Below are 10,129 nucleotides of genomic sequence, written 5' to 3'. Positions count from 1 at the left end.
CCCCTCCCGCGCGGGCCGCACACCCCGGCCGGGAACGGGCAGTACGGCATGAGCGCCCTTCCACGGGGAAGTGGGGCTGTAGTTAGCCTGCGGGGCGGGTACGGCCCTAGTGGATGATTGATTTCAACGAGGCTATCAGCTATGGGCTATCGACCATCGACTTCAGCGCCGCTCGAGCCGCACCCACAGGCCCCCTTTGGGGCGGATCGTGACCAGGGGGGCGGCTTCGACGGGCTTGGCGTCGGCGGGGCGCAGGCGGTAGTGCTGGGCGACGGTCGCGAGGATGAGCTGGCCTTCGACCAGGGCGAAGGTGTTGCCGATGCACAGGCGGGGGCCGCCGCCGAAGGGGACGTAGGCGTAGCGCGGGGGGCGGGCGTCCTCGAGGAAGCGCTCGGGGCGGAAGGCTTCGGGCTCGGGCCAGGCCTCGGCCTGGCGGTGGGTGATGTAGGGGCTCAGGACCAGCAGGGAGCCCTTGGGGATGGGGTAGCCGCCGACGGTGTCGGGCCCGGTGGCGCGGCGGGTGATGAGCCAGGCGGGGGGGTAGAGGCGCAGGGACTCCTCGAAGACGGCGCGGGTGTAGGGGAGGCGGGGGAGGTCTTCCATGGTCGGGGTGCGGCCGCCCAGGACTTGGGCGAGCTCGGCGTGCAGCGTGGCCTCGGCCTGGGGGTGCTGGGCCAGGAGGTGCCAGGTCCAGGTGAGGGCGCTGGCGACGGTCTCGTGCCCGGCGATGATGACGGTGATGAGCTCGTCGCGCAGCTGGCGCAGGGTCATGGGCTGGCCCTCGTCGTCGCGGGCCTCGAGCAGCATGGAGAGCAGGTCGCCGTGGGGCTGGCCCCGGGCCCGGCGCTCCTCGATGAGGCGGTAAACGGCCCGGTCCAGCACGCCCAGGGCCTGCCGGAAGCGGCGGTTGCGCGCGGTGGGCACCCAGGCCGGGGGGCCGAAGGGGTTCTGGGCCTTGTGGATGACGTGGTCGAGGGCGGTGAGCGTGGCCTCGACCATGCGCTTGGCGGCGGCCGAGAAGTCGCTGGAGAAGAGGGTGAGCCCCACGACCTCCAGGGTCATCTCCATCATCTCGTGGTCGAGGTCGAGCACCCCGTCCTGCTTGGCCTTCCAGCGCTCCAGCATCCGCAGCGCCGCCCCGGTCATGGCCCCGCCGAAGCCCGCGATGCGCTGGCGGTGGAAGGCGGGCTGGGCCATGCGCCGCTGGCGCAGCCAGAACTCGCCGTCGCTGGTGAGGAGGCCCTGGCCCGTCACCAGGGCCAGGTTGGTGAACTGCAGGGTGCGCTTGGAGTAGTTCCGGGCGTTGTCCTGCAGCACGTGCTTGACGGCGTCGGGCTGGGCGATGCTGAAGACGTGGAGGCCCGGCACGGGCAGGCGCACGAAGGGGCCGTAGCGCCGGGCGAGCTCGAGCAGGAACTCGAGGGGGTCTTGCTGGAGCTCGCGCAGGCGGGGCAGGAGCTCGCGGGGGGTGGGGCCGGGCACGGCTTGGCGCATGCGTGCCGGATGATAACCCACCCTGCCGCGCCGATTTGGCGCTGGGCTGCAACTCGCCGTCCCCGCGGTCATCAACTCGGATCGGGTCATAGTCTTTGAAGTTCAGCCCTCCATATCATGGGCGGCATGACCGCACGCGAAGCCTACGCATGGCTCGAGAACCACAGCAAGGAATCGGCGTACCTGGGGGCCTTCGGGGCGCTGGCGGGGTGGGACCAGGCCGCCTACACGCCCCGCAAGGGGCACGCGCACCGGGCGAAGATGCAGGGCACGCTGGCGCGGCTGCTGCACCAGCGGGCCACCGACCCCCGCATCGGGGAGATGCTGGCGGTGGTGGAGGGCTCCGAGCTGGTGGCCGACCCCGCCTCCGTCGAGGCGGTGAACGTGCGCGAGTGGCGCCGCAGCTTCGACCAGCAGACCAAGATCCCCGAGCGGCTGGCCGTCGAGCTGGCCCAGGCCACCGCCGAGGGGCAGGCGGTGTGGGAGGAGGCGCGGCCCAAGAACGACTGGGAGGGCTTCGAGCCGGTGCTGAGGCGCATCTTCGAGCTCACCCGCGAGGTCGCCGACGCGCTGGGCTACGAGAAGGAGCGCTACGACGCGCTGCTCGACCAGTACGAGCCCGGCGCCACCGCGGCCCAGCTCGAGCCGGTGTTCAAGCGGGTGCGCGAGGCCACGGTCGAGCTGCTGCAGCGCCTCGAGCACGCCCCCCGCCGGCCCGACGTCTCCATCGTGCACCGCCACTTCCCCCGCGCCGCGCAGGAGGCCTTCGCCAAGGAGGTCATCGCCAGGCTGGGCTTCGACCTCGAGGCCGGCCGCCTCGACCCGGTGGCCCACCCCTTCATGATGGGCATCGGCCCCGGCGACGTGCGCCTCACGACGCGCTACTTCGAGGACCACTTCAACCCCGCCTTCTTCGGCACCGTGCACGAGATGGGGCACGGGGTCTACGGCCAGGGCCTGCTGCCCGAGCACTACGGCACGCCGATGGGCCAGGAGATCTCGCTGGGCATCCACGAGTCGCAAAGCCGCACCTGGGAGAACCTGGTCGGCCGCAGCCTGGGCTTCTGGCGCTACTTCTGGCCGCTGGCCCAGCAGCACTTCGAGTCGCTGCGCGACGTGCGCCTGGAGGACTTCCACTTCGCCGTCAACAAGGTCGAGCCCAGCCTGATCCGGGTCGAGGCCGACGAGGTGACCTACAACCTGCACATCATGATCCGCTTCGAGCTCGAGCTCGCCCTGCTGCGCGGCGACCTTTCCCTGGCCGACGCCCCCGCCGCCTGGGACGAGAAGTACCGCGAGTACCTGGGCGTCTGCTCGCCCACCCTGGCCGACGGGGTGATGCAGGACGTGCACTGGTCGGCGGGGCTCATCGGCTACTTCCCCACCTACAGCCTGGGCAACCTCTACGCCGCGCAGTTCTTCCGGCAGGCCGAGAAGGAGCTGGGGGCGCTCGAGCCCCAGTTCGAGCGGGGCGAGTTCGCGCCCTTCCTCGACTGGACGCGCCGCAGGATCCACCACCAGGGCAGCCGCTACTGGCCGCGCGACCTCTTGAAGAACGTCACGGGCGAGGACCTCAACCCCGAGTACCTCGTGCGCTACCTGGGCGACAAATTCTCGGCGCTCTACGGCGTTTGAGCGCACGGCCGGATGCGGTTCACGGTTGGCGCGGGGCCTTTTTGCTAGATTGGCCCCATGCCTTTGCGAAACTGGATCGTCGCGGCGCTGCTGCTGGGCACGGGGCTGGGCAGCCCGGCCCGCGACCTGCTGCAAGAAGCCCTCAGGCTGCTCGAGACCCACTACTACGGCTACGCCCCCGCCGACTTCAAGGCGCTGGGCGAGCGCTACGGGCGCGAGCTCGAGCAACTCTGCGCCGGCAACCCCGACTGCGGCCACGAGACCGCCCGTGGCGTCATCGCGCGTCTGGTGCGCGGCATCGGCGACGGGCACACCTACTTCCTCACCCCCGAGCGCTACCGGCAGACCCTCGACCGCTTCTCGGGGCGCGTGGACCCCACGCCGGTGTACGGCATCCAGATGGCGGGCTACTTCGACGGCAAGGTGCTCATCAGCGAGGTGCGGCCGCAGAGCGCCGCCGACCTCGCGGGCGTGCGGCCCTTCGACCGGGTGCAGGCGGTCAACGGCGAGGGCCTGCGCAGCCTCGAGGACTTCCGCGCCCGCATCGACACCGACCAGCCGGTGCGCCTGAGCCTGCTGCGCGGGGTGCAGGGGGCCGAGCAGCGCCTGGAGCTCACCCTGCGCCGCCAGCCTTACACCCTGCCCGTGCTCCCCACCCTCTACGTGCCCGGCGGCGTGCCCGAGGGCGTGTTCGTGCTGCGCATCCCCGACTTCGCCGTCTACAAGCAGGTCGGGCCCCGCGTGCACGCGTTGGTGCGCGAGGCCCAGGCCAGGGGGGCGAGGGCCATCGTCATCGACCTGCGGGGCAACTCCGGGGGCGAGGAGACCGAGTGCGAGAGCGCCCCGGGGGCCTTCGTGGGCAACTTCGCCCTCGAGATGCGCACCAAGACCGCCGCCGTGCCCTTCGGCTACGCCGACGGCGCGGTGCTGGGCAACGACCCCAAAGACCCCAACCCCCCCTACCGCCTCGAGCAGCCCGCCCGCTTCACCGGCAAGGTCGCCGCCCTCATCGACCGCTTCACCGCCTCCTGCGGCGAGATCATGGCCTACGTGCTCAAGGAGTTCGGCAAGGTGCCCCTCATCGGGCAGCGCACCGTGGGCGTGATGAACACCGCCACCGAGTTCTGGCCCCTCGCCGACGGCTCGGCCATCGCCATCACCTACGTGCGCACCTTCAAGACCGGCGGCGAGCCCCTGCCCGAGTTCGTCACCCCCGACGTCGAGATGCCCTACGAGCCCGAGGTCATCGCCCGCACCGGGCGCGACCCCATGCTGGAAAAGGCGCTCGAGGTGCTGGGGATCCGGTGATCGCTGCTGGCCGGCGGCCGGCCGGGGTAGGGCCGGGCCTGGACTAACCCGCGGCTCGAGCCGGGCGCAGCCTGCGGGCTACCCAAAGCCCCAGGCTGATCAGGCCCGCCAGCAGAAACACCAGCACGTAGTCGATCAGCGGGATGCGGATCACCTCGTTGACCTTGGCCCAGCCCCGGTCGCTGTAGACGTACATCACCCCGCCGCAGTAGAGGGCCAGGATGGCCCACTTGGCCCAACTCCTCAGGCCCAGCCCGTGCATCTGGGTGATGACCAGGATCCCGGCGAAGCCGAAGGCGAACATGGGCCAGATGCCGTTGCCCTGCAGCACCGCCACGATGGTGCCGTGGAGGAGGACTAAGAACTCGAGGCCGAAGGTCCAGTAGCGGTTGAGGTGGGCGCGGGTGAAGAAGAGGCTGCCCTGCAGCATGAGCAAGTAGGTGTAGAAGAAGCCCAGCAGGTGACCGGCGGTGGCGACGGCGGGGTGGAACCAGAAGGTGTAGATCACCGCCCAGGCGAAGAAGTAGCCGTGGTACTTGCGCACGAAGTCCACGACCTGCCGGCTGAGCGGGGCCGGCTTGCCCCAGAACATCCCCCGCCGCCGGTTCTCCATGATGAGCACCAGCACCAGCAGCACGATCACCGAGCCCTGCGAGGAGAAGATCGAGACGTCCTGGGCCAGCCCGTCGTAGAAGAGGTGGGTTTGCAGCACGTGCAGCGCGCCGAAGAAGCCGTTGACCGCTAGCGCCCACACGTTGAAGGGGTGCAGCCCGGCGGTGTAGGCCGGGCGCTGCTTCTGCGCGAGGTAGATGAGGTACCAGACGGCGAGGTTGTGCAGCAGGTAGGGCACCCAGGCCGAGAGGCGGGTGAGGAGGGTGGGGTCGGGGAGCTGCCAGTAGTACCAGGCCGCGCCGCGGTCGGGGAGCAGGGGAACGCGCTCGAGCCGCTCCCCCAGCAGCCAGATGAGGCCGGTGAGCAGGGTGCTGAAGGCGACGCCCCACCGCAGCGCGGCGCCGGAGCCGAGCGGGGAGGGGGCTTGGGAGCGGGCTCGAGGCCGCAGGGGCTGTTGCATGCCCCCGATTCTGCCGCCTTACCGGATGGTTAACCGTGGCAGGGCCTAAATTCCGCGGGCGCGCCCCGGCTCGGGGCGGGGCGTTAAGCTAGAGGGCATGAGCAAGTCGCTGGCCCTCATCGCCCACGACGGCAAGAAGACCGACATGGTCGCCTTCGCCAAGGACCACCGCGCCCTCTTAGCCTGCTACCACCTCATCGCCACGGGGACCACGGGCCGCTTGCTCAAGCAGAAGGCGGGCCTCGAGGTCGAAGCGCTGCTCTCGGGCCCGATGGGCGGCGACCAGCAGATCGGGGCCCGGGTGGCCGAGGGGCGGGTGGCCGCGGTGATCTTCCTGCGCGACCCCCTCGCCGCGCAGCCCCACGAGCCCGACGTGCAGGCCCTCATGCGCGTGTGCGACGTGCACAACGTGCCCCTCGCCAGCAACCTCGCCGCCGCCGAGGCCGTGCTGGCCTGGCTGCAGAGCGACCTCTCCCGCGACGACCTCGAGCCCGAAAGTGTCTGAATACCAGGTGTCAGGTAAGTTGAGTGCTATAGTGTTAGGTATGACGCCGCTCGAGTGGATCCAACACATGCTGGAGTCTAACCGGGAAGCTTTGCGGCAGATGCCTTTCCCTCCCGGAATGGCCGACTACGTGCAGGAATTGGTGCAGTCCGGCCAGACCGAGCAGATCATCAACCTGATGAAGCTGGGCTTCCTCATCGGCATCCAGCAGGGCGCGGCCCAGGTTCAGGCCGGTGAGGCCCTTATCCAGCGTCCCGCGATCCAGGCGTGAGGCGGGTCGTATGGCCCGCGCCTTACGGCGTACGTCCTACGTCGTACGCCGAACGCAAAACGCAAGACGCAAGACGCAAAACGCAAGACGCAAGACGCAAAACGCAAGACGCAAGACGCCCCTTCTTTGCCCCCTTAGCAAGGGGGGCCGGGGGGGATATTCCTTCCCTAAACGCGGGGAGGGGCCTACCACAGGACACGAGCCACGAGCCACAAGCCACGAGCCTTCTGCCCTCTGCTGACGGCTGATGGCTGACCGCTGACCGCCAACGCCCGGAGGGGTACAATCACCCCCGTGCTGGTGATCCCTGCGGTTGACATCCAACAAGGCCGTGCGGTGCGGCTCTTCGAAGGCAAGCCCGAGCTCGAGACCGTCTACTTCGAGGAGCCCCTCGAGGCCGCGCTGCACTGGCAGGCCCAGGGGGCGCGGTTTTTGCACCTCGTTGACCTCGACGCGGCGACGGGGCGGGGGGAGAACCGGGCGGTGATCCGGCGGGTCGCCGAGCGGCTCGAGGTGCCCTTCGAGGTGGGGGGCGGGGTGCGGAGCCTCGAGGTGGCGCAGGGCCTGCTCGAGCTCGGCGCGAAGCGGGTGGTGGTGGGCACGGTGGCGGTCAAGCGGCCCGAGGTGCTCACGGCGATGCTCGAGGCCTTCGGGCCGGAGCGGGTGGCGGTGAGCCTGGACGCGCGGGGGCTCGAGGTGGTGGTGTCGGGCTGGGCCGAGGGCACCGCGCAGGACGTGACCGAGCTCGCCCTGCGCACGCACGAGGCCGGGGTGCGGACCCTCATCTACACCGACGTGCGCCGCGACGGCACCTTGCAGGGGCTCGACCTCGAGGTCGTCGCCCGGGTGCGCGAGGCCTGGCCCGGGTTCCTCATCGCAGGCGGCGGCATCGCCTCCGACGCCGACCTCGAGGGCTTGCAGCGCCTGGGGGTGGAGGGGGCCATCACCGGCAAGGCCCTTTACGAGGGCCGGATCGACCTGGGCCGCTGGATCTAGCCCGGAGTCCGCTCTGCGCCCTGCCCCCCGCCTTTGGCGTTAGACTATCCCCATGATCGTCCTCAACTGGCTGGCCTTTCTCATCGCCCTGGCCGTGGCGGCGGTGAGTTGGGGGCTTTTCACCTACCAGCCCGAGCTGCTCCTGGGCACCCCCTGGGGGCCGGTCCACGTGGGCATCCTGCTGGCCGGCTCCTTCGCGCTGGGGGCGCTGGTGATGGCCCTGTACGCCCTGGCCTGGTGGGTGGGGCTGCGCCGCACCCTGGGGCGGCGCTGGCGTGAGCTGCGCCAGGCGCGCAGCGAGGTGGAGAACCTCAAGCGGGCCCAGGTGCAGGAGATCCCCGTGATCCCCGACCGCGACCAGCAGCCCTGAACCACCCCGACCCCGAAAGCCCCGTGCCATGATCTGGAAATTCCGCCCCTGGCCCAAAAGCTCCGAACTCGAGCCCCTGCTCAAGCTGGGCGTCCCGCCCCTGGCGGCGGCCATCTTCTACAACCGGGGCATCCGCACCCCCCAAGACCTCGACCCCCCGCTCACCCTGCTGCCCATCCGGGGCCTCGACGAGGCGGCCAAGCGCGTGCTGCAGGCCCTCGAGCGCGGCGAGCGCATCCGCGTCCACGGCGACTACGACGCCGACGGGCTCACCGGCACCGCCGTGCTGCTGCTGGGCCTGGGCAAGCTGGGGGCCGACGTGCACGCCTTCGTGCCGCACCGGCTCGAGGAGGGCTACGGGGTGCTGATGGACCGCGTCCCCGAGCACATCGACTCCTGCGACCTCTTCATCACCGTCGATTGCGGCATCTCCAACCACGCCGAGCTGCGCGAGCTCACCGAGAACGGGGTGTCGGTGCTGGTCACCGACCACCACAGCCCCGGCCCGCACCAGCCGCCGGGCCTGATCGTGCACCCCATGCTCACCCCGGAGCTCGACGGCCAGCCCCACCCCACCGGCTCGGGCGTGGCCTTCTTGCTGCTGTGGAAGATCTACGAGATGCTGGGCAAGCCCGCCCCCGTCGAGTACGCCGACCTGGCCTGCATCGGCACCATCGCCGACGTGGCCCCCCTGCGGGGCTTCAACCGGGCGCTGGTGCGGCGGGGGCTCGAGCAGCTGCGCGACACCCAGCACCTCGGGCTCAAGGCCCTGGCCGCCGACCACTGCAAGAGCTACACCGCCTCCGAGGTCGCCTTCCGCATCGCGCCCCGCATCAACGCGGCCAGCCGCCTGGGGCGGGCCGAGCTGGCGCTGGAGCTGCTCACCACCGCCGACCCCCTCCAGGCCCGGCCCCTCGCCGACGCCCTCTCCCAGCTCAACGCGCGCCGCCAGCGCATCGAGGAGGAGATGCTGGAGCGCATCTGGCCCACCCTCGACCCCAGCGCCCCCGCGCTGGTCATCGAGGACGGCGACGGGCACCCCGGGGTGATGGGCATCGTGGCGAGCCGGGTGCTCGAGGCCTTCTACAAGCCGGTGTTCATCATCGCCGACGGCAAGGGCAGCGTGCGCAGCACCCCCGGCATCAGCGCGGTGGGGGCCCTACGGGCCGCCGCCGACCACCTCAAGCGCTACGGCGGGCACGCCCAGGCCGCAGGGTTCGCCATCGCCAAGGACAAGGTCCCGGCCTTCCGCGAGGCCATCTGTGCCTACGCCGCGCAGTTCCCCCCGCCCCAGCCGGTCATCCACCTCGACGGGGCGCTGGAGGGCGAAGACCTCGAGGCCCTCTACGCCGCGCTGCAACTGCTCGAGCCCTACGGCGAGGGCAACCCCGAGCCCTTGTTCTTCCTCAGCGGCAAGCCCGAGGGCGTGCGCACCATGGGCGAGGGCGGCAAGCATTTGTCGTTCCGCCTGGGCGGGCTGCGGGTGGTGAAGTGGAAGGACAACGGCGAGAAGTTGCCCCCCGGCCCCCTCGACGTCGCCGCCTGCCTCACCCACAACGACTGGAACGGCTCGCGCAGCCTCGAGCTGCGGGCCCTTGCCTACCGCGCGGCCAACCAGGCCAGGGGCTGGCTCGAGCCCCTGCCCTTCAGGGCGGCTCTGCAGGAGGTGCTGCAGAGCAAGGCCCCAGTCTACGTGGGGAGCGAGGGGGCGAAGTGGTTCGCCGAGCAGGGGGTCGAGGTCGTGAGCCCCGAGGCCGCGGCTTACTGGTTCGCGCTCCCCGAGCAGCCCGTGCGGGTCGAAGGGGTGCGGCTGGCCCTGAGCGAGAAGGCTTTGGCGGCTCTGCGGGCCAAGGCCGAGGCACAGCGGCTGGAGGGCCTCGCCGGGCAACTGGTCTTCGCCTACCAGAGCGGCCAATCCCAGTTGCTCGCCGAAACCCTGGCAGTGTGGTGGGAAAACACATCGCTACTGGCTCACGTTTCTTGACTTTTCCTGTGCCAGCATTTCCCTAACCCCAACAGGCTAAGGCCTGGGGGGGGAGGGCATACACGGCTCTTATGTAAGCTCCGTCGGCCCCTCGAGGCCGTAACTTCCTATAATCGGGCCAACCCCATTCGTTGACTCCTTTCCGCTCGTGTATTCCCGACGACGCAGATCCTTAAAAAAACCATTTGGAGAGGTGTTCGCATGCGCTCATTGATCGGACTAGGGCAGGTTGCCACGGCGGTTCTCGGCCGGGTGGGCATCGGGCAGACGGGGCTGGGGCGGTGGCTGTTCCGGCGGTACGTGGCCCTGTTGCCGAAGGGCGAGACCTGGGTGGAGGTGGGGGGCCAGCGGATGTGGCTGGACCTGTCGGACCGGACGCAGCTGAGCATCGCGCTGGGGAGCCACGAGAAGGCGGCGCTGGCGCGGTTCGTGGGGCTGCTGCGGCCGGGGCAGACGGTGGTGGACGTGGGGGCGAACGTGGGGCTGTACACGCT

At 70.3% G+C, this 10,129-nt stretch carries 10 protein-coding genes; 8 read left to right on the top strand and 2 right to left on the bottom strand.

The window, feature by feature from the left end:
• Nucleotides 1–162: 162 nt before the first annotated feature.
• Nucleotides 163–1,494, bottom strand: a complete 1,332-nt coding sequence (locus tag Mterra_RS15270; protein WP_170159691.1) for a cytochrome P450 — start codon at nucleotides 1,492–1,494, stop codon at nucleotides 163–165.
• Nucleotides 1,495–1,620: 126 nt separating this feature from the next.
• On the opposite strand from Mterra_RS15270, the gene Mterra_RS15265 reads away from it, so the two are divergent.
• Both Mterra_RS15265 and Mterra_RS15260 read left to right on the top strand, forming a co-directional pair.
• A complete protein-coding gene (locus Mterra_RS15265) occupies nucleotides 1,621–3,129 on the top strand; it encodes a carboxypeptidase M32 (RefSeq protein ID WP_119315956.1) in 1,509 nt (502 codons plus the stop codon).
• Between the two features lie 57 nt (nucleotides 3,130–3,186).
• Nucleotides 3,187–4,437: a S41 family peptidase gene (locus Mterra_RS15260; protein WP_119315955.1), complete on the top strand. Its 1,251-nt coding sequence runs from the start codon at nucleotides 3,187–3,189 to the stop codon at nucleotides 4,435–4,437.
• Nucleotides 4,438–4,480: 43 nt separating this feature from the next.
• On the opposite strand, the gene Mterra_RS15255 is transcribed toward Mterra_RS15260, so the two are convergent.
• Complete coding sequence (locus Mterra_RS15255) at nucleotides 4,481–5,509, bottom strand: hypothetical protein (protein WP_218022946.1); 1,029 nt, start codon at nucleotides 5,507–5,509, stop codon at nucleotides 4,481–4,483.
• Between the two features lie 97 nt (nucleotides 5,510–5,606).
• On the opposite strand from Mterra_RS15255, the gene mgsA reads away from it, so the two are divergent.
• The 6 genes from mgsA to Mterra_RS15220 all read left to right on the top strand — a co-directional run.
• A complete protein-coding gene (gene mgsA / locus Mterra_RS15250) occupies nucleotides 5,607–6,014 on the top strand; it encodes a methylglyoxal synthase (protein ID WP_119315954.1) in 408 nt (135 codons plus the stop codon).
• 40 nt (nucleotides 6,015–6,054) lie between these two features.
• Nucleotides 6,055–6,285, top strand: a complete 231-nt coding sequence (locus tag Mterra_RS15245) for a hypothetical protein (RefSeq protein ID WP_119315953.1) — start codon at nucleotides 6,055–6,057, stop codon at nucleotides 6,283–6,285.
• A 294-nt stretch (nucleotides 6,286–6,579) separates the two neighbouring features.
• The gene (gene hisA, locus Mterra_RS15235) at nucleotides 6,580–7,281 is read left to right on the top strand and encodes a 1-(5-phosphoribosyl)-5-[(5-phosphoribosylamino)methylideneamino]imidazole-4-carboxamide isomerase (protein WP_119315951.1); all 702 of its coding nucleotides are present in this window, start codon (nucleotides 6,580–6,582) and stop codon (nucleotides 7,279–7,281) included.
• 52 nt (nucleotides 7,282–7,333) lie between these two features.
• Nucleotides 7,334–7,651, top strand: a complete 318-nt coding sequence (locus tag Mterra_RS15230) for a lipopolysaccharide assembly protein LapA domain-containing protein (RefSeq protein WP_119315950.1) — start codon at nucleotides 7,334–7,336, stop codon at nucleotides 7,649–7,651.
• Between the two features lie 28 nt (nucleotides 7,652–7,679).
• Nucleotides 7,680–9,635 carry a single-stranded-DNA-specific exonuclease RecJ gene (locus Mterra_RS15225; protein WP_119315949.1) on the top strand — a complete coding sequence of 652 codons (1,956 nt, stop codon included), beginning with the start codon at nucleotides 7,680–7,682 and terminating at the stop codon, nucleotides 9,633–9,635.
• A 201-nt stretch (nucleotides 9,636–9,836) separates the two neighbouring features.
• A partial coding sequence (locus Mterra_RS15220; protein ID WP_218022945.1) for a hypothetical protein occupies nucleotides 9,837–10,129 on the top strand: 293 nt, incomplete at its 3' end.

The organism is Calidithermus terrae (genome assembly GCF_003574345.1).
Taxonomy (GTDB): domain Bacteria; phylum Deinococcota; class Deinococci; order Deinococcales; family Thermaceae; genus Calidithermus; species Calidithermus chliarophilus.
This window is presented reverse-complemented; position numbering and strand designations above follow the sequence as displayed.

Coding starts and splice junctions, on each gene's coding strand:
- Mterra_RS15270 (WP_170159691.1), bottom strand. CDS start 1,494: ATGCGCCAAGCCGTGCCCGGCCCCACCCCCCGCGAGCTCCTGCCCCGC.
- Mterra_RS15265 (WP_119315956.1), top strand. CDS start 1,621: ATGACCGCACGCGAAGCCTACGCATGGCTCGAGAACCACAGCAAGGAA.
- Mterra_RS15260 (WP_119315955.1), top strand. CDS start 3,187: ATGCCTTTGCGAAACTGGATCGTCGCGGCGCTGCTGCTGGGCACGGGG.
- Mterra_RS15255 (WP_218022946.1), bottom strand. CDS start 5,509: ATGCAACAGCCCCTGCGGCCTCGAGCCCGCTCCCAAGCCCCCTCCCCG.
- mgsA (WP_119315954.1), top strand. CDS start 5,607: ATGAGCAAGTCGCTGGCCCTCATCGCCCACGACGGCAAGAAGACCGAC.
- Mterra_RS15245 (WP_119315953.1), top strand. CDS start 6,055: ATGACGCCGCTCGAGTGGATCCAACACATGCTGGAGTCTAACCGGGAA.
- Mterra_RS15230 (WP_119315950.1), top strand. CDS start 7,334: ATGATCGTCCTCAACTGGCTGGCCTTTCTCATCGCCCTGGCCGTGGCG.
- Mterra_RS15225 (WP_119315949.1), top strand. CDS start 7,680: ATGATCTGGAAATTCCGCCCCTGGCCCAAAAGCTCCGAACTCGAGCCC.